Source organism: Candidatus Enterococcus myersii (genome assembly GCF_017316025.1).
GTDB classification, from domain to species: domain Bacteria; phylum Bacillota; class Bacilli; order Lactobacillales; family Enterococcaceae; genus Enterococcus_C; species Enterococcus_C montenegrensis.
In genome coordinates, this window is the sequence record NZ_JAFLVT010000005.1 from 213,143 (window position 1) to 238,547 (window position 25,405).

Consider the following 25,405-nt stretch of genomic DNA (forward strand, 5'->3'; position numbering starts at 1 on the left):
ATAGCATAAAGTAAAATATTTTTATGCTTTTTGCGCCTATTTTACACCAAACAAAAAGCAGTCAGAATAAACTGGCTGCTTTTTGTGTAGGAAATAATATTAATCATTTTTACCGGCTAAACCAGCAAAAATAGTTTCTAAATTTTCCTTCATCATATTGTAGTAGCTATCCCCAGGATTACCAGGAGTTGCAATTGAATCAGTAAAAATTTCCCCGTAAATTGGTATCTTGCTATCTTTTGAAACGCTTTGCATCGGTTTTTTATTAACAGAACTTTCTACAAAAAGCGCCTTTACCTGCGAAGCTTTCAATTTATCAACTAACGAGGTAATTTGATCTGGTGTCCCTTCTTCTTCTGTATTGATTTCCCAAATATAAGCAGAAGGAATGCCGTATGCTTTAGAGAAATATTTAAAACAGCCTTCACTGGTTACAATTAATTTTTGATCGGTAGCAATACTAGCAAATTGTTTCTTTGCCACTTTATCTAAAGCGGATAATTTTTCTTCATACTTTGTTAAGTTTTCCGCATAGATCGCTTTGTTAGCAGGATCTTTTTGACTTAATGTTTTCGCGATATTTCTAGCATATAAAATTCCATTTTCGATATTTAACCAAGCATGAGGATCTTCTTTACCATGACCATCCCCTTCAAGATAAATCACCGCAACACCGTCACTTACTGCAAAGTAATCTTCATTTGGCTTTTTCTGTCCATTGGCCATTAGCTTGGTAAACCAGCCGTTACCACCTGTTTCAAGGTTCAAGCCGTTATAAAAAATGACATCTGCATCCTGAGTTTTACGAACATCCTTGGCTAAAGGTTCATATTCATGGGGATCTTTTCCTACGGGGACGATGCTGTGGAGTGCCACTTTGTCGCCGGCTACTTCTTTTACCATATCGGCAATAATCGAATTTGTCGCTACTACCGAAATTTTTTCTTCACTGCCATTTACTTTTGGTGTACTAAAATGCTGATAGCCAAAAATACCAATACCAAAAACTGCAAGAGCAGCAATGGCCGTGTAAACTTTTTGTTTCATTTTTGTTTGTTCAGCTTTTTTAGGTGATATGAAAAAGCCGATTAAAAACATTGTCGCTGCTGTTAATACGATTGAAGAACCAGCAGCAATATTAAAACTATACCCTATGAAAAGTCCGATAACAGAAGCTAAGCCCCCTAGTGTTCCGGAAAGTAAAATCATATATTTTAATCGCTTAGTAAATAAATAGGCTGTTGCTGCTGGTGTAATCAGCAGCGCCACCACTAAAATTGTCCCTACACTTTGCATTGCAGTAACAGAGACCAATGTTAACATTAACATCAATAAGTAGTGGTACACATTTACTTTCATTCCAAAGGCTTTGGCCATCATGGGATCAAAAGAGGTCAACAATAAGGGACGGTAAAAAATAATAAGTAATAGTAACACCAAAGCAGAAATTCCAATGGTAATCCATTTGTCACTATCTTGAACTGCAAGAACGTTCCCGAATAAAATATGGAATAAATCTGTGGAACTGTTAGCAACACCAATTAGAATCACACCTAAAGCTAAAAACGAACTGAAGGTAATCCCAATGGCAGTATCACTTTTGACCGTACTATTATTGGCGATATATGTGATAACCAAGCTTGCTAAAATACCGAAAACAGCCGCACCAATAAAGAAGTTTATCCCTAAAATATACGATAACGCAACTCCTGGTAAGACCGCATGAGAAATTGCATCCCCCATTAGTGACATTCCACGTAAAATAATGAAACATCCAATCGCACCGGCTACAATCCCAATCACAATTGACGTAATTAAAGCGTTTTGTAAAAAATGGTATTCTGTTAAACCGTTAATAAAATGCGTAATCACGTAAAATCACCTCCAATAAGTATTGCATCCCCATAGGCTTCTTTTAAATAGTGGGGGGTAAAAACTTCTTGGACTGTTCCGTAGGCAATCTTTTGTTGTCTTAATAGTAAAATTTCGTCAAAATACACTGAAACTTTACTTAAATCATGGTGAACGATAAAAATAGTCTTTCCATTTTCTTTTAACTTACGCAACAAGCCCATAATAATTTGTTCACTCGTGGCATCAATGCCAACAAAAGGTTCATCCAAGAAAATCAAACTTGCATCTTGTACTAATGTGCGGGCAAGCAAGACACGTTGAAATTGACCGCCAGACAGTTCACCAATTTGACGTTTGGCAAAATCTTGCATATCCACCGCTTTTAGGGCATCCATAACTTTTCCCCAATACTTTTTCATACTAGCCCATGGTTTTAAATGCGGGTAGACACCTAACGAGACTACTTCTGCTACTGTAATTGGAAAGGTATAATCAATTGCACTTTTTTGTTCAACGTAGGCGACTTCTTGCTGATTTTTTTGTAAGGGTTCCCCTTTATAAGTGACTGAGCCAGTTGCAGGAATTAATCCTAAAGCCGCTTTTAAAAAAGTGGATTTACCCGCTCCGTTGGGTCCTAAAAGACCCACGATAGTTGGTTGTGTAACTTCAAAACTAACATGATCGACAGCAATTTGTTGACTATATGCTGCAGTTATATTTTCAAAACGAATCATTTCATTCACCTCATCATTTTATATTTTTAGGCATACCTAAATAATAATACTTTAGATTAGTATACCCAAACTTTTATTTTTCGGCAAGCCTAACTTTTCTACAAGGTAAAAAAAATACACAGTTTCTAAACTGTGCACTTTTTATTTAGAAGGATAATATAAAATTTTCATATGAATAAGTCTTTTTACAGCTGGCATATCCATATGTAACTTCACAAACTATTTTTTCGGAAAATATAAATTTTGAAATCTGAAAAATGAAAATGAAATATCCTAATCTTATTGCGCAATAACAAAAGAAGTTTGCAAAAAATGTTCATTCCTTTGTTTTTGTCTCAAAAAAACGACTCATCAATTCTAAATGGTGCATCACGCAAGCTTTGCGTAGGACACCCATTCCGGGAAATTTCCCTTTTGCGTAACTTTGTTTCAAAATTTCCAACCCTAAGGTATCGTTACTTAAAAACGCCGGAAATTGGCTAACCTCTGCCATCACCGCCATAAAACGCGTCGCAAAATCAGGTAATTCTTCGGCGGGGGAAACAAAATGATGAATTCTTAATTGTTCTTGTTCAGCAAAATAAACCAAATGTAACACGATTGCTTTTGTCGGGTAGTTTTGCTCATAGTAAAGTCGACTATCAATTGAAAAGTCGCTAAAGCCTACAAACCCTCTTTTTTGATACGTTAGATGACTGAGAGTAAAAACTTCATCAGGTATTTCCCGATAGGAACTAGCTCTTAAGCGTAAAAAATTATCTTCTAAAACTATTTTGGGTCCTTTTACATGTTGCAACAGCCGAAATTCTAAAGGTGCAATTGTAGGTATCTCAAAAGTAGGAAAGTCAGCATCTTGTAGTACCGCTGCACTTTGCGCAATCAAAAGTGGATAATCTGTCACACTTTTTACAGGTTCCGTGATAATGTGCGTCTTAAGACCATTTAACTGCTGTAATTTTTCTTGCCCTGCTAATGTTAAAAAATCACCTGCTTGCGGGTTGTCAATGAGAAAATAAGGTTGATTGACGTTGTTAAATTGTAGCAGCAATTTTCCTAAAGCAGGATTATCTTTGACTGGCTCAATAACAGGCTTAATAACCGGGCTTAATTTACCGGCTTCACTGAGTTGGCGTAAAGCTAACAGGTCAAATTGTTTACCGCGAAAATAAGGATAATACATCACTACTCCTCCAATAGACGTTGCTCAAGAGTGAAATAAGCGGCCCGCGTTGCTTCTAATTCTTCCTTTAGTGCTTCTACTGCTTGGTTTTGTGTTTCTGCAATAAAACGATCATAATAATTAACCGCACCGCTAAAAATATCGTAATCTTTTTCCCGTCTTTTTAACTCTTTATACAGTTGGTCGGTGCTAAATACTCGTAACCCACGTTCGGTTTGTTTGGCTTTATTCACTTCCCTTGCTTGAGAAGTAATCAAGTGATACAAGAGTTCATTTTCATTTACTTGTAAAAGTTGGCGCTGCGCTTTTTTTACCGTTTCAAAATATCCCGGCACGCCATACTCCAAATCACTTAGATATGGGTGAAAGAGAAGTACGCCCACATGCGGTGGAATCTCTTCTTTGACTTTTTCGTACAAAGACGGAGGTAAAACAAAATAATTTAAGTGACCCACAAAAGACAACTTTGCGGTACTTTTAAAATCAGCCTTACTCACTTTTAACTCATAACAACGCCATTCAAAAGTTTGATCCGGTAAAATTTTGCAAGATAAAGTATCCACGATCCCTTTATTGTCTGGCATAACAACTTCCTCAATTACCACATCACCTTTTTGGCGGCAATGAAAATATAAAGCTTCCTCCATGGCTAAAGTTAGTGCTGTCTTCATAACATCCCTCATTTAATCAGTTGTCCAACTGCCAAAATTTATTTATTTTAAAATAAACATAAAAGAGTTGGTGATAACAACAGTATAGAACGTTTGTTCGTAAATGTGAAGTTAATTAGACCACAAATAGTTAATATCTGCCAAAATACTTTTTGCATCATCTAGTTCACTAAAAGGTAAAGCAATTGTTTCTACCTTCGTGGCTAGTAAAACCGCAACACTTTCTTTTGCTAAACTGGCTTGAACTTCACTTGGGGCATAAAAATCATAGGTAAACTCATCCAATGATACATTTGGGGTTACCAGATATAAACCTTTTTGACTGATCAGGCTAAAGCGGGCATCCGTTGTTTCATTTAACAAAAATGTCATTAGCTCTTCTTCACTCATAATTTCATCTGCATAAGCTTGTAATAAAAGAAATTGTTGGGTCTTTTTAAAAACTGTAAAAAATGGATTCATAATTTTACTCCTGACGTAAATTGATTTTGTAATCTCTTAAAAAACTCCTATTAAATGTATTCTTTTTCAAGAACTCTTTTCCAAACTCATCGATTAACCCATGAAATTCTTGTGCCTCTGCTAAGGTGAAATCACTCAAGTTAACCAGCTTTTTTAAAGCTTGATAGTTATGTAGTTGTGGTGTTCCCAACTGTGTAAAAAGACGTCTGGCATAACTATCTGCGACAAAAACAGGCAGATCAAAAACATACAGTAATAACACATCGGCTGTCTCTGGACCAATCCCGTGTAAAGTGAGTAATTGATCTCTTAAATTTTCACCATAATAGTTACGCACTTTAAAAAAATCGACATCAAAAGCTAGCAACCAGGTAAAAATTTCGTGAATAGCCTGACTTTTATTTTTGAAAAAGCCACTGGGACGAATCAATGCTTGTAACTGTGCCACAGATAAATTCGCAATTTGGAAACTAGAAAAATCCGTTACCATTTTCAAATTTTCTAGTGAAATTGCTGCATTTTGCCAGTTGGTGTTTTGAACAAGAATAGCTCCTAATATAATTTCTTCTTTTGAATCAGCTGGCCACCAGCCTTGAGGCCCCATCTTTTGGAACATTTTCTGATATAATGCATATACCTGTTGTTTCAAACTATCACCTCTTCTTCATTATAGCGCAATTACTTATGAATGTATGAAACTGAGGTTAGGAGGTTTTTGTGATGTGTGGTCGTTATCTTTTTGATTTAAAGACAACGGAATTATTAAAATATTATCAACAACTACAACAATTAGGGAAAATCGGTGAGGTTGCTCCTAGCGAAAATGTTGTAACCCTTGCTCCTGGTAAAGACGGAAAAATCCGCTTGGGACTTACGCGTTGGGGATTTACGACAACCAAAAATAAAAGTCGTATTATTAACGCCCGTAGTGAAACGGTAACAGAAAAACCACTTTTTGCTGAAAGCTTTTATCAGCGTCGCTGTGTTTTTCCAATGACAGGATTCTTTGAATGGGATCATGACAAAAATAAAATTCTATTTACCCCTACCGATGAAAAAGAAATTTATGTCGGTGGCTTTTATCGCCAACACAATGACGAGTTGGAATCTGTTATTATGACGACGAGTCCCAATGAAACTGTTGCTAAAATTCATGATCGGATGCCGTTAATCATTGAAAAAAAAGCTATTCGCTCCTGGTTAACTGACGATAATTTTGCCAATAGCTACCGTAAACAACAATTAGAACCTAAATTGACCCTAAAAAAAAGTATGCCAGAAAAATAATGGCATACTTTTTTAGGTTGTAAGTTTACATATTCTAATTATACGAAACTTATTGTTACCCAATTAAAACTGATTCTTCCGGATATTTGAAATGTTGTTCTTGCTGTCTTGCTTTTGCAATTAATGAGAATAATACTGTCATAATTCCCACCCTGCCAATAAACATCAAGGCTATAATAATTACTTTGCCTACCATGCTAAGTTCAGGGGTTAATCCCATCGTTAAACCGACTGTCCCAAAAGCTGAGACAACTTCAAAAACAATATACTCTAGTCCCAAGCCATCAACATCGGGAATTTTTTCTGTGACTGATAAAATCATCGTCGCAAAAATGCAAAGTGATAATGTAATAAAAAATAGCGTTAAAGCTCTAAAAATAGCACCAGCTGGAATCGTTCGACCGCTAAATTCCGCCTGATTGCGTCCTTTTAGGATGCTCTTCATCTGAATGAGTAACACACCAAAAGTTGTGGTTTTTAAACCACCAGCAGTGGAACCTGATGTGCCACCGATGTACATTAAAACAATGGTTAGAATTAAACCGGCATGGCTCATCTCAAAGTAATTGACCGAGTAATAACCTGCTGTTCGTGGTGTTACTGCCATAAACATGGTATTAAATAGACGTTGCAACCAATTTCCTACCACTAAGCTTTCACCGTTATGTTCGGTCAGATAAAATCCCAAAGTGCCCAATAAAAGAAGACTACCTGTCATGATCAGGGCAATTTTAGAGTGGATGGACAGACGCTTGCGCTGGCGATATTGCATAATATCGTACCAGACTAAAAAGCCTAGTCCGCCTGCGATGATTAAAATCATCACCACAAAAAGAAGCCAAATATCTTGTTGGTCACCTGCTAAACTATCACCCAATAAGTCAAAACCAGCATTACAAAAACTCGAAACAGAATGAAAAATACTAAACCAACTTCCTTTTGCCCAACCATAACGCGGTATAAAGGAAAAACTCAGAGCCAAAGCGCCGAGACCTTGAATAATGACAGAAGTTAATAAAATGTAGCGCATCAAATTGACGCCGCCATTCATTTGCTCCAAATTAAGTGAGTCTTTTAATAGCATTCGGGTGCGTAAATTGATTTTCTTTTTAGCAATCATAAAAAAGAATACCGGTAACGACATAAAACCTAAACCGCCTGTTTCAATCATCATTAAAATAATAAATTGACCAAAAGGTGTCCAGTGTTCTGCAGTATTAACTGTTGTTAAGCCGGTAACACAAGTTGCCGATGTTGCAGTAAATAAGGCATCAATAAAGGGCGTAACTACGCCTTGACGACTAGAAATAGGCAACATCAATAATAAAGCTCCGCCAAAAATTACCGCGGCAAAACCTAATGATATTAGCTGCGGTGTTGCTAAGGGAGCTTTTTTACATCGTTTCAAGAAACTTACCTCCAATTACACGTTCTAGGATAATTTAAGTTAAAGCAATGAAATGCTTACCCTAGATTGTACCAGATAATAAAAAAATCCGGGGAAAAATTCGCAATGATTTCTCCCGGATTTTTTAAAGCAAAATTTTGTTACATATTACGGTTCATATTTTTTATTTTAATCATCCGCGTTACTTCAGAACGCTCATTTTCTTCCAACTTCATTTTGATGTAATAAATTGTCTCTTCCAACTCTGGAATCGTCATATACTCTAATGCGTTCACTCGGCGTCTTGTTTTTTCAATTTCACCAGCCATCAATTGACACGTTTTTTCCACCTCGGTTAAAGCTAACAACTTCGGTAAAACGGTCGTAAATCGAGCAATGGCATTATCTAAAGGAACATTAGAATTCAGATAGCCATACTCTAATGGTGCCTCAAAAAGATCCTCATCGTAATGGAAATTCAAAACAGGAACTTCCACACTCATAATATTCTTTTGATCCATTTCCAGTTCTACTCTGGTAGCGGGTAAAATGAACAATTCTTCAATAAACGCTTCATTTAAAGTTGCATTAGCAAGGCGAAAAGCGCGCATGGCGCTTTCCATCAACCCTTCTACTTCCTGGCGTAAATGATTGTTTTCTTTGACCATCAAAATAAAGCGGCGCATTAATTCATCTTGTTTATCTTTTAGTAATTTATGTCCCCGTTTGGCCGTTGTCAGCTGCTTTTGCAAGCGCGCCAACTCCATTCGAGTCGGATTAACATTTAAACGCGCCATCTAAACTACCCCTTTTCTGGCAAGTACTTTTCAATCATATCATCTTTAATTCGTTTTAATTCAGTTTTTGGCAAAATACTTAATAATTGCCAACCTAAATCAAGGGTTTCGGTAATCGAGCGATTCGTTTCATAACCTTGGTTAACGTATTCAGTTTCAAAACGTTCAGCAAACTGGGCATAAATTTTATCAACTTCAGATAAAGCAGAATCCCCTAAAACAACCGCCAATTCTTTCGCTTGTTTTCCTTGAGCGTAGGCTGAGAATAGTTGGTTCATGGTCGCAGCATGGTCTTCTCTAGTTTTACCTGGGCCGGTTCCTTTATCTTTAAGTCGCGATAAAGAAGGTAAGACGTCAATTGGTGGTTTGATCCCACTCTTATACAAATCTCGAGATAAAATGATTTGTCCTTCTGTAATATAGCCAGTTAAATCGGGAATTGGATGTGTTTTATCATCTTCTGGCATAGTTAAAATTGGAATCTGCGTGACAGAACCTTTTAACCCTTTAATTCGACCTGCTCGCTCGTATAACGTTGCTAAGTTGGTATATAAATATCCTGGATAACCTCGTCGGCCTGGAACTTCTCGCCGTGCTGCTGAAATTTCCCGTAATGCCTCACAATAATTTGTCATGTCTGTCATGATAACTAAAACGTGCATTCCTTTTTCATAAGCCAAATACTCAGCAGCAGTTAATGCCATACGTGGTGTCGCAATCCGCTCAATCGCAGGGTCGTTAGCCAAGTTCATAAAGACTACCGAACGGTCGATTGCTCCGGTTTTACGAAAGTCTTCCATGAAATATTCCGCTTCTTCAAAAGTAATCCCGATACCAGCAAAAACAACAGCAAAATCATCATCGGTATTTAACACTGCTGCTTGTCTGGCGATTTGTGCAGCTAGTTCTTTATGAGGTAAACCTGAACCAGAAAATACGGGTAGCTTTTGACCTCTGACCAGTGTATTCAGGTGATCGATGGATGAAATACCGGTCTGAATAAATTCATCTGGATAATCTCGTGCCATTGGATTAATTACTTCACCGTTAATATCCAACATTTTTTCAGGCAAAATTTCAGGCCCATTGTCTTTTGGTCGTCCTAACCCGTCAAATGTTCGACCAATCATATCTAGTGATACGCCCAACTGTAAAGGATGACCTAAAAAACGTACTGCTGAATCTTTAAGATTGATACCGCCAGTACCTTCAAAAATTTGAACCAAGGCCTTATCTTCTGAGATTTCTAAAACTTGACCTTTGCGCATCTCTCCTGTTTGTAAACGTACTTCGATTAATTCTTCGTACTTCACACCGGCAACTTTATCAACAGCCATTAAGGGGCCAACAACTTCGCCAATCGTTTTATATTCTTTAATCACGATTCATGCCCCCTTCTTGGATAATCGTTTTAATTGTTTCTTTAATTTCTTGCGCTAAATCTGTAATTTTATTGATTTCGTTTTCTGGCACGTATTTCATACGGGCAATTTTATCGCGCAGTAAGATAGTGCCTGACATGATTTCTGACAAGTAAGATCCTAATTCTAAGGCTTTTTCTGCTTCATCCCCAAAAGCGATAATATTAGAAAGCATCTGATATTGTTTTTCTCTTGAAGTGAAAGTATCAACATCATCAAAAGCATTTTGCTGTAGGTAATCCTCACGAATGGATTTGGTTACTTCTAGTAACAGCTGATCTTTTTCAGATAGAGAGTCAATTCCGACTAAGCGCACGATTTCTTGTAATTCTGATTCTTTTTGTAGCTGACGCATGGCTTTTATTACAAGTTCTGACCAAGGAACTTGTAATTCTTGGTCTAAGTAATTGCCAACTTCTGTGTCATATAAAGAATAGCTTTTAAGCCAGTCTATTGACGGAAAGTGTCGTTTTTGTGCCAAAGTAGAATCTAAGCCCCAGAATACTTTTACGACGCGTAGTGTGTTTTGGGTCACCGGTTCTGAAACATCCCCACCAGAAGGAGAGACGGCACTAATAGCTGTAATACTGCCTTGGCGACCTTCTTGTCCTAAGGCAATTACTTTGCCAGCTCGTTCATAGTACTCAGCTAAACGTGAACCTAAATAAGCAGGATACCCTTCATCTCCAGGCATTTCTTCTAGCCGACCAGACATTTCTCTTAGCGCTTCGGCCCAACGAGAGGTAGAATCTGCCATAATGGCCACAGAGTAGCCCATATCACGGAAGTATTCGGCAATTGTAATACCGGTATAAATTGAAGCTTCCCGGGCTGCCACTGGCATATTTGATGTATTTGCAATTAAAATTGTGCGTTCCATCAAAGATTCCCCAGTATTGGGATCAATTAATTCTGGAAATTCATTCATAACGTCCGTCATTTCATTGCCCCGCTCACCACAACCGACGTAAACAACTAAATCTACATCTGCCCATTTGGCAATTTGGTGTTGAACGACGGTTTTACCCGCCCCAAAAGGACCAGGAACTGCCGCAGCGCCACCTTTGGTTACAGGGAAAAAAGTATCAATTACACGTTGTCCGGTAATCATTGGGGCTTGGGGATTCATTTTTTCTTTCACAGGCCGCGCACGACGCACCGGCCATTTTTGCAACATGGTGAATTCTTTATCACCTGTTTTAGTATCTAAGACATAAATAACTTCATCTAAAGTAAACATACCCGATTTAATCTCTTTTATCGTACCAGAAACGCCATTTGGTACCATAATTTTATGGGTAATAATTTTTGTTTCCGCCACTGTCCCGACAATATCTCCCGCAGAGACATTAGTTCCAACGGCTACATTGGCTTGAAAGTCCCATTTTTTCTCGTGATCCAATGCTGGTAGTTGAACACCCCGTGTCAAAAAATTACTTTTTGTTTGGGCCATAAAAACATCCAACGGTCGTTGAATACCGTCAAACATTTGGGAAATAATCCCGGGTCCTAATTCAACGGATAAAGCTTCACCCGTAGAACGAACGGGTTCTCCAGGTCCAATACCAGCAGTTTCTTCATAAACCTGAATTGAAGCAACATCGCCTCGCATTTCGATAATTTCGCCAACAACTCCAAGACTACCTACAAAACAAATATCTTGGATGCTGGCTTCACTCATATTTTCGGCCATTACTAAGGGACCGGATACTTTGATTATCTTGCCAACTTGCACTATCTTTAGCTCCTTTACAAAATGTTTTGTCCGACTGCTTTTTCAACATTGTCTTGAATCATTTGGCGGCCAATACCTAACGTACCATCATGATTTGGAATCAAAACTACGGACAGTTTAGGATTTGATTTATGCCGATTGATTTCTTCTGCAATTTCTTTACCGCAAGCTTCGGTTAAATAGATAACACCATAACCTTCTGATGCCATTTGTAAAAAAGCTTGCAAAACAGCCTCTTTCTTCGTGTCTGAGAAGACGGTGAACCCAAACAGTTTAAACGGCAATACGGATTCCTTATCTCCAATTACACCAATTTTATATGTCATAGGTTATTCGCATCCTCTCTTTAATTTGTTCGTTTGTAAAGCCACTTTTCTTACCCGTAACAATCAGTCGTAGATTTTTTGTTTCGATTTCTTTGGCGTTTAGATACGCTAATAGCGGTAACGGTCCAAAAGCTTCCGTTTGGGCGGATGCGAACATTTCTGTCAGCCGATTATCCTTAATTGTATCTAATTTGGCAAAATCAATTTTTTCACCACTAATCGCAGGTGCCAAAAGATCCCCATACTCGCTTGCCAAAAGATACTCTTTTAAAGCTGAAATATCTAATTTGGCAAAGTCCAAATACGTTTCTTTTGAAATACTACCAGAACTTGACAACACGGCCGTTAAAAAGGCTTGACTCCGTTTTTGTAAAAGACAGCGTAAAGCGGTTATGATGTTAGTTAAATCAATAAAAGTAATGATTTCTTTTAACAATTCAGGATAACCTAGTTCCTCGCCTAAACGTCTTTGTTCTTTTAAAAAGCGACGATCGTAAATAACATCGATTCCTTGCAAAATTGCAGATTCTGCCAAGTACTCCCGCACTTCATTGATACTTTTTAAAATTGAGGGTGGCAATACAGCGGATTTTCCCGTTTCAATGGCGTGTTTTAGCTCATCTAGTTCATAAAAGCCATCTGGTAAATATAAATAGTCGTAATTTTCGCCAATATAATGCGCTTTTGTTAAAACTTTTAAATTATGCAAAGTAAAGCGCATCGTAAAGATAAAAATAACCTCTGGTACGGGTGCTCTTTCAACTAGTTCACGGTAGCTTGCTAGTAATTCTTGATTTAAAACAGCATCAAAATTATTGGGGAAATCCGTTGTTAAATATTTACCATAGACCGTAGCATTTAATAGTTCTTTTATTTTTGGTAAATCTGAAGATATCAATTGCTCATAAAAGCTAGGAGCTAAAATTTCTGTTTCTTTCAAGCGAACATAAGGATTTAGTTGATGATATAAATCTTGTTTCATAAACGCGCTCCTTGTCATAAAGCCAACCTCTTTTAAAAGGTTCGACTTTTTATCCTTCAAACAACATTTGTGAAATACTGTTGCTATTTGATGTTTTGATTTCATTTAGTAAGTCTCGGTACAAAAAGTTATACTGCACGCCGTTATCATCGACGATAAAACCGTATGAATCTGCCGTAATTTCTTCTCCATAAACCAACTCATAGTCCAATTTTTCATTCATTTGCTCTAACCATTTTTCCGGGTAGCATGATTTTGGCATTTTGTTTGCTGGTTTGAAAATAACTTTTTTCCCTTTTTCAAAAGGAAGCTGTTGTAAACAAGCGGCAGCAAAATCTTGGAGGGCGTCATTTTGCCAAGCTTGCATTTTGGCATAGGCTTCCTCAAAGACTTGACTTAGATAATTCTGTTTTGCCAACAGCGTTTCTTGCTTTACTTCCATCTGTTGCCGGGCATGAAGTTGCTTATATTTTACGTTTTGATTTTTTTCTAATTGTGCGGTTAATTTTTCGTCTTCAGCTTCAATCAAAGCTTTGCGCCTCAGAAAATCATCATCAATTTGCGCCTGTTGTTCTGCTTTATAGGCTGCACGTTTTGTTGCTGCAGCTTCATCTATTTGTTCAATAATTTTTGTAATGGCGTCCATTTTTCTACCTCCTTTTACTATTGGAAACTAGATGCTACCTAAAAGTAGAAATGAGATAACGAAACCTAAAATGGCATACATTTCAACCATTACCGCAAACATAACCCCCTTAAAGAAGTGTTCTGGTTTTTTTGCTAAAATTTGAATACCAGCAGCAGCAACTTTACCTTGGGCTATCCCTGAAAATAGGCCGGTAAACGCAACTGGTAAAGAAGCCATTAAATAGGCCATGCCCGTTACAATTGACATATCAGCAGATAAACTACCATAAATCATAAACGCAATAACAAATCCATACAAACCTTGAGTACCTGGTAATAATTGCAAGATTAACGCTTGTCCAAATTTTTCTGGTTGGCTCGTCGTTAACGCCGCAGCGGCTTCACCGGTCAGACCTACCCCTTTAGATGATCCAATCCCTGAAAAAATTGTTGCAATCCCCATTCCGATAATCGCAAAAATCATACCACCTTGGTTGTTAATTAAAAAGTCGATCATTTGTTCTTTCCTCCATTTTCTTCTTTAAAGTTGACATATTTTTCTGTCGGCTTAAACGTTTTAAAAGCACGTCCACCGCCGTTGTAAAATTTTCCAAAAAACTCGACATACTGTAACCGTGCCGCATGAACATAAGCACTAAGCAAAGATAAGAAAATATTTAACCCCTGCAAAGCAATGATTAAAACGGCACCAGCACTAAAGCGCGCCACAGGGGGCATATACCCCACTAACATGTTAAAGGCAGCAGCAATACTCCCCCCAGAAATCCCTAAGGCCATTAAGCGACTATAACTAACGAAATCGCCAATATAACTAGTAACGCCATAAAGTTCATACAATCCCATGAAAAAGCCGCCCACTTTTGATTTTCCGGTTACAGCCGGAATTAAAAGAACACAAATTGCACCGATTACTGCGACGACAATTCCTAAAATAAAGATTGCTTCAGATGCGAGTACCAATTTCCCAGCTGCGGCGATAATAATCCCAGCTAAAATTGCTTGCCAAGAAAACCCTTGATTCACAGCTTGTACATAATCTTTTTTCTTAATGTTTTCTTTAGCAGCTAAGAACAGGCCGGTAAACAATTGAATTCCGCCAAAAACCATTGAGATACCAAAAATCGCCATGAAATCTTTTGAAGGAGACAAGAGATAAAATGGTAATTCTGCCCCAAAGCAGCTGCCATAGATGAGCCCCCAAATAATCGTCGAAACTGATAAATATTGGAACAATTTCATAAAGCGCGCGACGCCTTTACTTAAGGTAACTCTTTTTAATGCCACGGTTGTGACTAAAAGCATTAAAAGACCATAGCCTAAATCTGCCACCATCATGCCAAAAAAGACAAAATAAAATGGTGCCAACCACGGTGTAGGATCAATTTCTTGATATTGTGGCAGACTATACATCTCAGTTAACATTTCAAAAGGCTGAACCACGGCTGCATTTTTCAACTTGGTGGGGGTTTTTAACGTTTCTATTTCTGCTGCTGTTGGTTTTGCGTAGGTATAGTAAATTTCATGATTCAAAAAGTGTTTGGCTAACTGCATTTCAAACTGTTGGCAATCACTATCTGCGATCCAACCGGATAATACGACGAGATTATCAGATTTTACTAAGCCTGCTTTAACGATTTCTCGTTCTTTTTTAGCTAAAATGACTTCTTCAGCTAATTGTAAAGAAGCAATTTCTTTTTTTCGTTGCCCAATTTCTGCCACCAAAGCTTTTTCTTGTTTAGCAAGAGTTGCCAATTGTGCTTTAGCGGCTTGTAGGACTTGTTTTGGTAATTTGTTATATGGGTTTACTTCCTCTTTGACCCCATACTTTTGTAATAATTCTTGCACATTTTTTGCTTCATATTTTAAATAGATCAAAGCAAAACCTGTCATTTGTTTTTCAGTAAAGATATTTTCGACATAAAGATTGTCATTATCTTTTACTTCACTTAAAAAATCTAACCACGATTTATCTTCTAAAGTTCCTAACAACATTTGGGTACTGGCAGTTTCATCAGCTGTATATGCATCAAGACTTTGCCATAATGTTCCCCATTGTTCTTTTTCTAAATTAACTTTTTTAGCTTCTTGCATTTCAGACCAGCGATTTTGTAAATCAGCTAACTGGTCTAATTGTTTGCGTAATTTAGTTTCATCAAACTCATTTTCCAAAGCAAAAAAATCCAGCGTCTTGCGTTTTAACTCCACTGTTTTTTCTTTTGCATTCCCATGATTTCTGACAAAGCGCAAAGCTGTTTCAATTTGCTGTAATAATTTTTCGTATTTTTGCATACCTTCGTGGGAAATCTGTACCCCAGCGGGAAAGTAATAGTCAATCCAGGTTTTATTCTCTTCATCTGATACTAAATCTGTAATTTCAACAGTTTGTAGCCCCTGAAGAAGTTGGAGTAGCTCCTCTTGATGGGATTTTTCTAAAATTAAGGAAATCTTTTTTACTGCTTCAACTGCCATAAGTCTCCTGCACCCTTTCTATAATGAAAGTGGCGACTTTTTCATGACGCTCTTTGTAAAGCGCAGTAAATGTCGCTTTTTCTTGTTTAGCAGCGGCTAAAAGTTCTTCTTTCTCACTTTTTAGTGCTGTTTCTGCAATTTTTTCTGCTGCTTCAAGTTGTTGCTGTCGGTTTGCTTTAAGACCATCTTTGAGTAATTGCAATTGTATTTCTTTTTTTTCAGCATATTCTTGCAACTCTTTTTGTAAGTCATTTTGTAAATCTTCGTTTTTCATTTCTGCTGCTTTAATCTTATCTAAAGCTTCCTTCAATTGATTTCCTCCTTTGCTGCGAATAAGAAAAGCTTTCAGTCAACTGTCAAAAGTTCAACTTTTAAGTCTTTCATTAAAATTTTTGCTTAGTATTTCTATCAATACTTCACTACAATACGAAAAAGCGTAATTTTAAAAAACTAGACACGACTGCCCTAATCGTAATGATAACTCGTCATTTGCTAATAAAAAAAACGTACTTCAACTATATTGAAGTACGTTTAAAAAAAGCACTTCAAAAATGCTCTTCTCACCCCTTGAAGAACGCGATCCTTGAAGTCTTTGACTCAACCATTACAAAATATGGAAAAAATATTACTCATTCATGATAACAAACCCCAATAAAAAAAGCTATGACTTTAGAAAAAAATCATAACTTTTCTTGGTGTAAAAGACTGACATAACCGGTTTTTCCAGCTTATTATTTCCGTAAAAAAAAAATTTTTTTTACTTTTTAACCTTGACGAATTAAATAATCAAAAGCCCCTAACGCAGCGGTTGCACCTGATCCCATAGCAATGATGATTTGCTTATACCGGCTGTCTGTGCAATCACCAGCGGCAAAAATTCCAGCAACATTTGTCCTGCCGTCAGCGGTGGTAATGATTTCACCGCGTTCATTTAAATTAACAGCCGTACTTTCTAACCACTTTGTATTTGGTTGTAAGCCAATCAAAATGAAGGCGCCGGCTACGGCAAGGGTTTCTTTTTCACCAGTTTCACGTTTGCGATATGTTAAGCCTGCGACTTTATCATCTCCGTCAATGCTCATTGTCTCAGCGTTCAAGATAACCGTAACGTTGTGAAGTTCGCCTAGTCGTTCTTGTAAAATTTTATCTGCCTTTAATTCCGATAAAAATTCTAAAACATAGACATGATGACAAATACCAGCTAGATCAATAGCCGCTTCAATACCGGAATTTCCGCCACCAACAACGGCGACATCTTTTCCAGCAAATAGTGGACCATCACAATGGGGACAATACGCTACTCCTTTATTTTTGAATTTAGCTTCGCCAGGAATATTCAGGTTACGCCAATGTGCGCCTGTAGCTAAAACCACCGCTTTACTTTGAAGGGTTGCGCCATTTTCTAAATTAAGGGTTACGAGGTCATCTTTTTGAATACTTGTGGCAATTTGCCCATCAATCAAATCAACATCGTATTCTTCAACATGTTGCTTTACTTCGGCCATAAATTTAGGACCTTTTGTTTTTGGCGTTCCAATAATATTTTCAATCGTTAAAGTTTCTAATACTTGTCCGCCAAATTCATTGGCCAATAAGCCTGTCCGAATCCCTTTTCGCGCCGCATAAATTGCGGCACTGGCCCCAGCAGGACCACCTCCGACAACTAAAACATCAAAAGGATCCCTTGCTTTGAAGTCAACCTTTTGGGTCGTTGGGATTTTCTTTAACAATTGTGCAAGTGTTGCTCTACCACTTGAAAATTCCTCGCCATTTAAAAAGACCGTAGGAACAGCTAAAATATTTTTTGTCTCTACTTCTTCTTTAAATGTCCCCCCTTCAATCATAGTGTGACTGATATTAGGATTTAAAACAGCCATGATATTTAACGCTTGAACAACATCAGGACAGTTTTGACACGTTAAACTAATAAAGGTTTCAAAATGTAGCGTTTCGGTAATTCCTTCAATTTGCTGATAATCTGCTTCGTCAATTTTTGGTGCCCGTCCGCTAACTTGTAAAACCGCTAAAATAAATGAAGCAAATTCGTGGCCTAAAGGTAAACCGGCAAAAGTAATTCCACTTGTTTGATCTGGTTGGTCAACGGTAAATTGGGGCTTTCGCAAACCTGCGACTTCTTCAAAACTTAAAAGATCTGATAATGCTGTAACTTCTACTAAGAATTCTTTCATTTTATTAGAATTTTCATCGCTACCAAGGCTAGCATTAAATACAACAGGCCCTTCTAGCATGGTCAAATACTGTTTTAACTGTTGGATGGTGTTGTTATCTAACAATTTTTTTTCTCCTTTAAGTAAAAACCGCCAAACTTACATCAGTAAACAGCAATGAGGCTGCACTTAAAGAAGTTGACGGTAATATTTTTAGCAACTAAAGTCTAATCACAGCTGCAATTAGACTAGTTTAAATTTTACCCACTAAATCAAAACTTGGCGTCAGTGTTTCGCCACTTTCTTTCCATTTAGCCGGACAAACTTCACCTGGATGTGTACGCACATATTGGGCTGCACGAATCTTGTCTACTAACGTACTTGCGTCACGTCCAATCCCGTCAGCGTTAATTTCTACAGCTTGAACAATGCCATCTGGGTCGATAATAAACGTACCACGTTGCGCTAATCCTTCCGCTTCATCTAAAACGTCGAACATTTCAGCAATTTTATGACTAGGGTCGCCAATCATATAGTATTTGATTTTACCAATGGCTTCTGATGTTTCATGCCATGCTTTATGGGTAAAGTGGGTATCTGTGGAGCAAGAGTAAACTTCCACATCTAAGGACTGCAATGTTTCATATTGGTCTTGCAGATCTTCTAATTCTGTTGGACAGACAAACGTAAAGTCAGCAGGATAAAAACATAAAACACTCCACTTTCCTTTAAAGTTTTCTGTTGAAACACTCACAAATTCACTGTTATGATATGCTTGCGCGCTGAATTCAGCCACTTCTTTTCCAATCATTGACATCATCTTACCTCCGCTAATTTATTGAGAATATATTTATCTAATTGAAAACTGTTCCCTAGTAAAAACCATTTATCAAGGAAATAGTAATTATCAATTTATAATTACTATAATCTAAAAACGAATCAATGTGAACCTTTTCCAGCAAAAAAAATCATTATTTTTTTTAATTCTGATAATAAGTGTTTATTTATACTCCCTTTTGTGAATAGTGGTACTATATAAAAGAAGGGATTGATAATCATGGCATTAACAATTAAACAAGCAGAAGATTATTTGACAAATCACGTATCTGGTATCACCGTAATGGATGTTACAGTGGAGTATCCTGATCAAAAAGAAGTTCTTTATATCGAAGGTGAAAAAGATTACTTCTTCTTTATCAGCGCAGATGATACTTATCGCTTTACCGATGGTCAAAAAAATGAAAAAGCTTTTTCTCATGAAGATTCAGAAAACCCTATGACCGAAGAAGAATTCTTAGATAAAATGGTAAGAGTCATTTTATCAGAAGAATAAAATAAAGACCCAGGTTCAATACGAATCTGGGTCTTTATTTATAAAAGAATAACCATAGGCTAAATTATTAGGTCAAAGAAGCAATTTTCTCAACCCCAGTGGGTTTACCCTAAAAAAGGGTGTGTGAAATTTGTCTTCACACACCTGGAGGTAAAAGAAATGGACTTTCTTATAGCTCTATTTTAACAAAAAAGACAAGGCCAGTCTAATCATATACTAATTTATCTCTCATTATACTGATAATAGCCGTTACTTTTCTTCACTACGTAATTTTTTTCTTGCCAAACCCCTAACTGCATGCTTTGGGCAGACTTTTGTGCTGCCAAAAGCTCATTAACATAGCTATCACCACCGGCATTGACATAACGTACAATACCTAGACCTGCCTTTAACAACGCTGTTTGCAACATTTCATCTTTAACATAGACATAGGCTAAATAGCGTCCATAACTATCTTTTATTTCACCCTTGTCAAAAACGATACTAATATCCCCATTTGCTAACTTATCTTTGGTAAAAGCACTCGCTTCTTTACCAAAGGGTTGCACTGCTAGATTAGGTTTAACACTTTCTGGTGTATCGACCATCAATAGCCGTAATTTATATTCTTTGTCATGAACGTAAAATGCAAAAGTATCGCCATCGACATTGCGGATACGCAAGACTGTGATTTTCTCTAGTCGGGGCGGATTGTCTAAATCAACAGCTTCAATTGCGACATGTTTGGTTGTTGTCGTCGTATTGTGCGGAACATCTGCTTGGGATTGTTTTTTTTCTGTATTAGGAAGAACACCTGTGACTTGCAAGAAAAAAAGTAGCAAGACAATCAAAATACTCCCTAAGCTGATTTTCTTTTTCATCTTTTCACCTTTAAAAATTAATATTAACAAAAAATTTTACATGGCTCACTTCGTTAAAAAGCTCAATTTCCAACAGTTGTGCCTTATTTTTTCTTTGTTCTTTTTGCTGAATGCTTTTTTATTATGCCTTACTTTTATCTTTTGAACAAATGAAATGAAATTTCTAAAAATTTATGCAATTTAGTGTTGAAATTTTCAGAATATTCCAGTATGATACTGTTTGTTCTTTAAAAATACGGCTATTGTTATTTTACATAGCTTTTAAGATAGGTGAAAAAATGGAAAATAAACTACAAAAAAAGATGCATTCTCGCCATGTTACCATGTTGGCACTGGGAGGCGCAATTGGAGCCGGCTTGTTCAAAGGAAGTGGCGAAGCGATTAATTTAGCCGGACCTTCTGTTATTCTGGCTTTCTTTTTGGGCGGATTGTTATTATTTAGTATTATGAATGCGGTGGGTACTTTAGCGGTGAACAACAGTCACGCGCAAAGTTTATCTGGTGTCGTTGCACCTTATATCGGTTCTTTTTCGGCCTACTTTACCGATTGGCTTTATTGGACGATGTGGATGATTAATATTGTTGCAGAAGCAGTAGCCGCTGCGAGCTTCATGCAGTTATGGTTTCCCAATGTTCCTGCTTGGATTTTTATATTAATTATTTCTTTACTCACGACGATGATTAATTTTTTATCTGTTAAGATATTTGCGGAAACCGAATTTTGGTTAACGATGGGAAAGATCAGTGTCGTTGTTTTACTGATTATCTTTGCTAGTTATCTTGTTTTAGGTCGGATTTTCCATGATGGTTTAGTACCTACGATGAGTTCATTAACGAGTCATGGTGGCTTTTTCCCCCATAAAGTGCAAGGTTTATTAAATTCTTTGCTATTAGTAGTTTATTCTTACGGTGGAACTGAACTGGTCATCATTGCAATGGGAGAAACCGCAGATCCCGCTAAATCTATTCCCAAAGCGATTCGCAGTGTGCTATTTCGCATTATCGCTTTTTATATCGTCCCTATGTTTTTACTGCTTATTATTTATCCATGGCAAACATTAGCCAACTCAGATGCGAGTCCCTTTGTTTTGATTTTTGAAAAAATGCAAATTCCGTTTGCTGCCGATCTTGTTAATTTAGTAATCGTTTTTGCTTTGTTTTCTTCAATCAACTCTGGTATTTATGCATCATCACGAATTTTGCATTTACAACTTTCTAAAACAAAAAAATTCAGTAAATATATGCGTTTAAATAAACATGGTGTGCCCAATCGAGCTGTCATGTTTTCAACTGGAATGCTTTATATTGGCGTTTTATTATCTTATTTATTTGGTGAATCACTCTTTACTTATTTAGTGGGTTCTCTTTCTTATACTGTGCTTTTAATTTGGCTAATGTTGTGTTTAGCATACTTTAGCTACTTGCAAAAAAATAGCACTTCTTTATTTAAAAAGACAGTAAATATAGTAACCTTAGTAAGTTTAACCGCGATTTTTATCGCAATTTTAACGACTAGTAATTTAGTAGTTACCGAAGTGACGATTGTTTTATATGGTTTAATCGTCCTCTCTTATTTTTTACAAAAACGTACTGCTGCTAATGCAGCTGCACTCGATTAGTTTTTTAAATAAAAAACCCAAGAACAAAGCGAAATTTTCTTTTATTCAAAGAAAAAATGCTTTTGTTCTTGGGTTTTTACTATCCTCGTACCAATAGCGGGACTAAAAAAGCATAGCTGGTAAAGAAATCTAATAAAGAACGTCGCCGTCTATTCGAATCAATAAATAGCGCTGTCTTCTCATTATCATCTGGATAAATCGCAACCTTCTGATCTTGATCTAATAAAACCTCATAGTGATTGGCTGCCGTCTTTTCAAAATCAAAATCCTCATTCTCCATGGTAATGATAAAGATTTCATCTAAAACACTTGTAGCCATTTGATAGTCGGTTTCCAATTTAACATGTAGTTCTTGGGTATTATCTAAAAGCGTTGCCGCAACATCAAAATCCAGAGTCCGAAAGTGTTGCAGCAATAAATTGATATCATAGTTTACTAAAGACAACTGACTTTTTGAAAATACTTGATCCGCATACCACAAATGAACCAGGCGCAATACTTCTTCGTCTTTAACTGTAACTTTCATCGCTTGTATATCAATCATTATTAACGGCATAAATTCTGAAGTAAAACGTGAATCAACAGGATTAATTTTAAAACTGAAAATTAGGTTTTGCTTATCATCTAAATAGTATTGAACTAAGAAGTGTTTTGTTTCCCATACATCATAACTATTTTCTGCCGGTTTTAACCCCACTGAATGTAATGGTTTTAATAATTCGTAAGAAAAATATTCTAATAAGATTTTTTTGGCAATTACAGAAATTTCGGCTTGCGGGACAATCAGACGGCCAAACTCAGCCAGTAACTCTTCAAAATCGGCTTCCATTAAAGCTTTACGCAATTTTAAGTCGGCCAATTCCTTTTCTGAAGCTGCAATTAACAACACAATTTCATCATGGTCATTTTCTTTATTTTGTTGATAAAGTTCTGCCTCTGTTGTTTTTGGTAACTCTGTAGTCAATCTTTCCTCAACAGCCCTGTTGTCGGTTACTGCTTTTGGTTGATTTGATGTTTCGCTTACGGGAGTTGCTAGTGACTCTTGGGGCAAATCATTTTTACCGTCAGTCATTTTCTTTGCCTCCTTCATTTAAATATTCTGTTATGAAAGTTGATAATTGTTCTTGTAACTCTTCCAAACCACCAAAGTAACGTTTAATCTGACGGAACTCTTTGGTAACCAGAGCACGGTTTAGTCTGACTTGCTGGTATTTATTTTCTAAGATAGCTTTTTGTTGGGCAGTTTTCTCTCGTTCTTCAACATAAGGTAGCCATTTAGCACGCTGAGCCGTCAATTCTTCCTTTTGTTTAAGAATCATATCCAACTCTTCGTCAGTTTTCCCACGATTAAAAAATCCTTTGGTATTTTCAATCGCTTTTTCCTTTTGGTTAAGCTCTTTAATCTTTTCATCAAGCTTTTCAATTTGAGCTTTTGCTGTAATTGTGTTAGCTGTTAGCTGATCCATTTCCTGCTCAATTTGTTTCATCAATCCATCATGATCAGCAATGAAAGCTTCCCATTCACTATCAATTTTTGGAATAACGAAAATTTCTGGAATACTTGTATCAATTCCAACCGCTGCTCTTTGACGATAATAGTCACCAATTCGGTAGTAGTTTAACGTTTCTGAAACTTTTTCATGGTGACGCATAAAAGGAAAAGTTGTCATAAAACTGTCATGAATCTTTTTAGTTAATAACTTATCAATTTCATGATTTGCATTGGAAGTTTTTTTCAACTCATCATGCAATCGTCCATTGTATATCCGATAGATATCTGGAATTCGCTCCTCTTTGATGGCCAATTCAAAATCTTTTAGGTCATGTAACATTTGACCAATATTTTTTGATGCTACTTCTTTTATTTCACTAAAACTTTTAGACTCCTCAAATTCTGTCGTTTCTGAATTTGGTTCATCGTAATCGTTGGTCATCTTAATCCCTTCTTTCAACACATTATATTTCTATTTTAGCATTAATTAGTAAATAAGCCTTATTTAAGCTATAAAACAGAAATAAGAAAGACTGAAAAAACCATCCAGTCAAAAGCATAAGATCAAAATTAGCTAAATCAGTTTATTTCTTGTTCTTTCTTGGAAAGCTAGTATGTGAAGCTAGGCAGCCTTAAAGGCTAAAGCAGTCTAACCAATTTTTTTCTTGTAAAAAATTTATACTTTCGCTATAGTACAAAAAAGTACAACGACTTTAAAAATTAGCAAAATAGCTATTTTTAAACGCTGTACTTTTAACATTAGTTGAAAATGCCCGAAAAGAAATCTTTAATGCTCTGCCATAAATTTGTAAAAAAGCCTTGATTGTCATTTAGGCTCCCTTTTAGTTTATCACCAAAAGAACCTAATTCATCAGTCAGCTTATTAACAGTTTTATTGAAGCTATCACTCAACTTATCAAGTTGTGCCAATGATTCTTTATCCAAAACACCATCAGTTTTTTGATATTTTTCAGCTAAATTTACTAATTTATTTACATCATCTTGTGTCATAAAATCGGCTAAATTGTATTTTGCTAATGCATCATTAACAATTTTCTCAACATCTGCTTTAGTAGCTAATTCACCTTGTTTTTCTTTTAGTGCAGCTAACTCTTGTTTAATTTCTACTAATGTTTGATTCAGTTGTGTTCGATATGTCTCATCAGCTTTTTCTTGATCCGACTTACTCAAATTTTCAGCATTATTTTTTTGCGCAGCATTTTTAATAATCGAGTCTGACACGCTTTGTGTTGTATCCAGCTCTTCTTGCGCTAATTGTGCTCTTTTTTCGTTTACTTTTTCACCATTGGCTTCAAAAGCTTTATAAACACCAGTCAAAGCACTCTCACCGGTAACTTTTACAACACTTGCAACTTTGATTGTTGCATCTGCAATTCCTGCTGTAATTAGTGGATTTTTATATTGATCTGCTGTGATTAAAGTAATGTTTTCTGGTGTTAAAATATCAACTTTAATCCCCTTACCCTCGTTTTCTCTGGTTACCATAACCGAACTAAACATTACGTTATCATCACCGCTACCATAGCCTAGATATTTCACTAAATCGGCACCATTAGCAACGTCAATATTTACATCATCCGGGTTTACCCCAAATTTGTCTAACGTTTCAGCTCTTTGGGTACTATTTAATGCAGAACCCAACACCACCGTCGGCTCTCCCCAACGCTCGTTTATAACTGTGTCTTCAGCTGCTGCAGCATTGCTAGTAAAAGTAATTAAAGTTGTGAGTAATGCCACAACAACTAATAGCAGATAACTGAATTTATTATTTGTTTTTATGTTCATAAGAATACTCCTCTCGTTATATAAACATTGTAGACAAACTTCATTAACGAATACAATAAAAAAAGCTATTTTAACAATTTATTTATACTTTTTACTCAATCTTGAGATTTGGAAAATAAAAGAAAAAAAGCCAAGTCAAACTGACTTGGCTTAATATTTGCGTGGCGACGTCCT

At 36.6% G+C, this 25,405-nt stretch carries 25 protein-coding genes; 3 read left to right on the forward strand and 22 right to left on the reverse strand.

The features are described 5' to 3' along the window. Nucleotides 1-99: 99 nt before the first annotated feature. The 6 genes from JZO76_RS14230 to JZO76_RS03850 all read right to left on the reverse strand — a co-directional run bounded on the left by JZO76_RS14230 (nucleotide 100) and on the right by JZO76_RS03850 (nucleotide 5,550). Entirely contained in the window at nucleotides 100-1,872 is a 1,773-nt protein-coding gene (locus JZO76_RS14230) for a metal ABC transporter permease subunit (protein ID WP_206902851.1), read from the reverse strand. Beyond that, nucleotides 1,869-2,588: a metal ABC transporter ATP-binding protein gene (locus tag JZO76_RS03830; protein ID WP_206902852.1), complete on the reverse strand. Its 720-nt coding sequence runs from the start codon at nucleotides 2,586-2,588 to the stop codon at nucleotides 1,869-1,871. The genes JZO76_RS14230 and JZO76_RS03830 overlap by 4 nt, the downstream gene beginning before the upstream one ends. Before the next feature lie 316 nt (nucleotides 2,589-2,904). Beyond that, the gene (locus JZO76_RS03835) at nucleotides 2,905-3,768 is read right to left on the reverse strand and encodes a sce7725 family protein (RefSeq protein ID WP_206902853.1); all 864 of its coding nucleotides are present in this window, start codon (nucleotides 3,766-3,768) and stop codon (nucleotides 2,905-2,907) included. A gap of 2 nt (nucleotides 3,769-3,770) precedes the next feature. After that, nucleotides 3,771-4,439: a hypothetical protein gene (locus JZO76_RS03840; protein ID WP_206902854.1), complete on the reverse strand. Its 669-nt coding sequence runs from the start codon at nucleotides 4,437-4,439 to the stop codon at nucleotides 3,771-3,773. 111 nt (nucleotides 4,440-4,550) lie between these two features. Beyond that, nucleotides 4,551-4,901 (reverse strand): hypothetical protein, encoded by a 351-nt coding sequence (locus tag JZO76_RS03845; RefSeq protein WP_206902855.1) that lies wholly within the window; start codon nucleotides 4,899-4,901, stop codon nucleotides 4,551-4,553. 4 nt (nucleotides 4,902-4,905) lie between these two features. Continuing rightward, nucleotides 4,906-5,550, reverse strand: coding sequence for an endonuclease III domain-containing protein (locus JZO76_RS03850; protein WP_242595762.1), 645 nt, complete (start codon nucleotides 5,548-5,550; stop codon nucleotides 4,906-4,908). Nucleotides 5,551-5,621: 71 nt separating this feature from the next. On the opposite strand from JZO76_RS03850, the gene JZO76_RS03855 reads away from it, so the two are divergent. Further along, nucleotides 5,622-6,188 carry an SOS response-associated peptidase gene (locus tag JZO76_RS03855; protein ID WP_206902856.1) on the forward strand — a complete coding sequence of 189 codons (567 nt, stop codon included), beginning with the start codon at nucleotides 5,622-5,624 and terminating at the stop codon, nucleotides 6,186-6,188. Between the two features lie 55 nt (nucleotides 6,189-6,243). Here JZO76_RS03855 and JZO76_RS03860 read toward each other — a convergent pair whose 3' ends face one another. The 12 genes from JZO76_RS03860 to ahpC form a co-directional block, all read right to left on the reverse strand. Continuing rightward, nucleotides 6,244-7,596 carry a TrkH family potassium uptake protein gene (locus JZO76_RS03860; protein ID WP_206902857.1) on the reverse strand — a complete coding sequence of 451 codons (1,353 nt, stop codon included), beginning with the start codon at nucleotides 7,594-7,596 and terminating at the stop codon, nucleotides 6,244-6,246. Between the two features lie 140 nt (nucleotides 7,597-7,736). After that, nucleotides 7,737-8,372: a V-type ATP synthase subunit D gene (locus JZO76_RS03865; protein ID WP_206902858.1), complete on the reverse strand. Its 636-nt coding sequence runs from the start codon at nucleotides 8,370-8,372 to the stop codon at nucleotides 7,737-7,739. 5 nt (nucleotides 8,373-8,377) lie between these two features. Then, on the reverse strand, nucleotides 8,378-9,754 hold the full coding sequence (locus tag JZO76_RS03870; protein ID WP_206902859.1) for a V-type ATP synthase subunit B: 1,377 nt from the start codon (nucleotides 9,752-9,754) through the stop codon (nucleotides 8,378-8,380). Next, entirely contained in the window at nucleotides 9,747-11,528 is a 1,782-nt protein-coding gene (locus JZO76_RS03875; RefSeq protein WP_206902860.1) for a V-type ATP synthase subunit A, read from the reverse strand. The genes JZO76_RS03870 and JZO76_RS03875 overlap by 8 nt, the downstream gene beginning before the upstream one ends. Before the next feature lie 14 nt (nucleotides 11,529-11,542). Next, nucleotides 11,543-11,854: a V-type ATP synthase subunit F gene (locus JZO76_RS03880; protein WP_206902861.1), complete on the reverse strand. Its 312-nt coding sequence runs from the start codon at nucleotides 11,852-11,854 to the stop codon at nucleotides 11,543-11,545. Further along, nucleotides 11,844-12,836, reverse strand: a complete 993-nt coding sequence (locus tag JZO76_RS03885; RefSeq protein WP_206902862.1) for a V-type ATPase subunit — start codon at nucleotides 12,834-12,836, stop codon at nucleotides 11,844-11,846. The genes JZO76_RS03880 and JZO76_RS03885 overlap by 11 nt, the downstream gene beginning before the upstream one ends. Nucleotides 12,837-12,885: 49 nt before the next feature. Next, a complete protein-coding gene (locus JZO76_RS03890) occupies nucleotides 12,886-13,482 on the reverse strand; it encodes a hypothetical protein (protein ID WP_206902863.1) in 597 nt (198 codons plus the stop codon). 27 nt (nucleotides 13,483-13,509) lie between these two features. Then, entirely contained in the window at nucleotides 13,510-13,980 is a 471-nt protein-coding gene (locus JZO76_RS03895; RefSeq protein ID WP_206902864.1) for a V-type ATP synthase subunit K, read from the reverse strand. Further along, on the reverse strand, nucleotides 13,977-15,953 hold the full coding sequence (locus JZO76_RS03900; RefSeq protein ID WP_206902865.1) for a V-type ATP synthase subunit I: 1,977 nt from the start codon (nucleotides 15,951-15,953) through the stop codon (nucleotides 13,977-13,979). The genes JZO76_RS03895 and JZO76_RS03900 overlap by 4 nt, the downstream gene beginning before the upstream one ends. After that, on the reverse strand, nucleotides 15,943-16,263 hold the full coding sequence (locus JZO76_RS03905) for a hypothetical protein (RefSeq protein ID WP_206902866.1): 321 nt from the start codon (nucleotides 16,261-16,263) through the stop codon (nucleotides 15,943-15,945). The genes JZO76_RS03900 and JZO76_RS03905 overlap by 11 nt, the downstream gene beginning before the upstream one ends. Nucleotides 16,264-16,717: 454 nt before the next feature. Further along, the gene (gene ahpF, locus JZO76_RS03910; protein ID WP_206902867.1) at nucleotides 16,718-18,247 is read right to left on the reverse strand and encodes an alkyl hydroperoxide reductase subunit F; all 1,530 of its coding nucleotides are present in this window, start codon (nucleotides 18,245-18,247) and stop codon (nucleotides 16,718-16,720) included. Nucleotides 18,248-18,374: 127 nt separating this feature from the next. Beyond that, a complete protein-coding gene (gene ahpC, locus JZO76_RS03915) occupies nucleotides 18,375-18,938 on the reverse strand; it encodes an alkyl hydroperoxide reductase subunit C (protein WP_206902868.1) in 564 nt (187 codons plus the stop codon). 240 nt (nucleotides 18,939-19,178) lie between these two features. Between ahpC and JZO76_RS03920 the strand changes: the two genes are divergently transcribed. Next, the gene (locus JZO76_RS03920) at nucleotides 19,179-19,454 is read left to right on the forward strand and encodes a hypothetical protein (protein WP_206902869.1); all 276 of its coding nucleotides are present in this window, start codon (nucleotides 19,179-19,181) and stop codon (nucleotides 19,452-19,454) included. Nucleotides 19,455-19,675: 221 nt separating this feature from the next. Here JZO76_RS03920 and JZO76_RS03925 read toward each other — a convergent pair whose 3' ends face one another. After that, complete coding sequence (locus JZO76_RS03925; protein WP_206902870.1) at nucleotides 19,676-20,314, reverse strand: thermonuclease family protein; 639 nt, start codon at nucleotides 20,312-20,314, stop codon at nucleotides 19,676-19,678. 278 nt (nucleotides 20,315-20,592) lie between these two features. Here JZO76_RS03925 and JZO76_RS03930 point away from each other — a divergent pair, with 278 nt between their 5' ends. Then, nucleotides 20,593-21,933: an amino acid permease gene (locus JZO76_RS03930; protein WP_206902871.1), complete on the forward strand. Its 1,341-nt coding sequence runs from the start codon at nucleotides 20,593-20,595 to the stop codon at nucleotides 21,931-21,933. Between the two features lie 79 nt (nucleotides 21,934-22,012). Here the strand turns inward: JZO76_RS03930 and JZO76_RS03935 are convergent, their stop codons facing one another. From JZO76_RS03935 to JZO76_RS03945, 3 genes are all read right to left on the reverse strand, one after another. Beyond that, nucleotides 22,013-23,005, reverse strand: a complete 993-nt coding sequence (locus tag JZO76_RS03935) for a hypothetical protein (RefSeq protein ID WP_242595763.1) — start codon at nucleotides 23,003-23,005, stop codon at nucleotides 22,013-22,015. Continuing rightward, nucleotides 22,998-23,867 (reverse strand): viral A-type inclusion protein, encoded by an 870-nt coding sequence (locus JZO76_RS03940; RefSeq protein WP_206902872.1) that lies wholly within the window; start codon nucleotides 23,865-23,867, stop codon nucleotides 22,998-23,000. The genes JZO76_RS03935 and JZO76_RS03940 overlap by 8 nt, the downstream gene beginning before the upstream one ends. Before the next feature lie 317 nt (nucleotides 23,868-24,184). Further along, nucleotides 24,185-25,231, reverse strand: coding sequence for a DUF1002 domain-containing protein (locus tag JZO76_RS03945; RefSeq protein ID WP_206902873.1), 1,047 nt, complete (start codon nucleotides 25,229-25,231; stop codon nucleotides 24,185-24,187). Between the last annotated feature and the right edge of the window lie 174 nt (nucleotides 25,232-25,405).

Bases quoted from the DNA above. Each gene is read 5' to 3' on its own strand.
- JZO76_RS03830 (WP_206902852.1), bottom strand. From the start codon at position 2,588: ATGATTCGTTTTGAAAATATAACTGCAGCATATAGTCAACAAATTGCT.
- JZO76_RS03920 (WP_206902869.1), top strand. From the start codon at position 19,179: ATGGCATTAACAATTAAACAAGCAGAAGATTATTTGACAAATCACGTA.
- JZO76_RS03855 (WP_206902856.1), top strand. From the start codon at position 5,622: ATGTGTGGTCGTTATCTTTTTGATTTAAAGACAACGGAATTATTAAAA.
- JZO76_RS03925 (WP_206902870.1), bottom strand. From the start codon at position 20,314: ATGAAAAAGAAAATCAGCTTAGGGAGTATTTTGATTGTCTTGCTACTT.
- JZO76_RS03865 (WP_206902858.1), bottom strand. From the start codon at position 8,372: ATGGCGCGTTTAAATGTTAATCCGACTCGAATGGAGTTGGCGCGCTTG.
- JZO76_RS03945 (WP_206902873.1), bottom strand. From the start codon at position 25,231: ATGAACATAAAAACAAATAATAAATTCAGTTATCTGCTATTAGTTGTT.
- JZO76_RS03930 (WP_206902871.1), top strand. From the start codon at position 20,593: ATGGAAAATAAACTACAAAAAAAGATGCATTCTCGCCATGTTACCATG.
- JZO76_RS03845 (WP_206902855.1), bottom strand. From the start codon at position 4,901: ATGAATCCATTTTTTACAGTTTTTAAAAAGACCCAACAATTTCTTTTA.
- JZO76_RS03900 (WP_206902865.1), bottom strand. From the start codon at position 15,953: ATGGCAGTTGAAGCAGTAAAAAAGATTTCCTTAATTTTAGAAAAATCC.
- JZO76_RS03940 (WP_206902872.1), bottom strand. From the start codon at position 23,867: ATGACCAACGATTACGATGAACCAAATTCAGAAACGACAGAATTTGAG.
- JZO76_RS03880 (WP_206902861.1), bottom strand. From the start codon at position 11,854: ATGACATATAAAATTGGTGTAATTGGAGATAAGGAATCCGTATTGCCG.
- ahpC (WP_206902868.1), bottom strand. From the start codon at position 18,938: ATGTCAATGATTGGAAAAGAAGTGGCTGAATTCAGCGCGCAAGCATAT.
- JZO76_RS03890 (WP_206902863.1), bottom strand. From the start codon at position 13,482: ATGGACGCCATTACAAAAATTATTGAACAAATAGATGAAGCTGCAGCA.
- JZO76_RS03835 (WP_206902853.1), bottom strand. From the start codon at position 3,768: ATGTATTATCCTTATTTTCGCGGTAAACAATTTGACCTGTTAGCTTTA.
- JZO76_RS03935 (WP_242595763.1), bottom strand. From the start codon at position 23,005: ATGACTGACGGTAAAAATGATTTGCCCCAAGAGTCACTAGCAACTCCC.
- JZO76_RS03885 (WP_206902862.1), bottom strand. From the start codon at position 12,836: ATGAAACAAGATTTATATCATCAACTAAATCCTTATGTTCGCTTGAAA.
- JZO76_RS03840 (WP_206902854.1), bottom strand. From the start codon at position 4,439: ATGAAGACAGCACTAACTTTAGCCATGGAGGAAGCTTTATATTTTCAT.
- JZO76_RS03895 (WP_206902864.1), bottom strand. From the start codon at position 13,980: ATGATCGACTTTTTAATTAACAACCAAGGTGGTATGATTTTTGCGATT.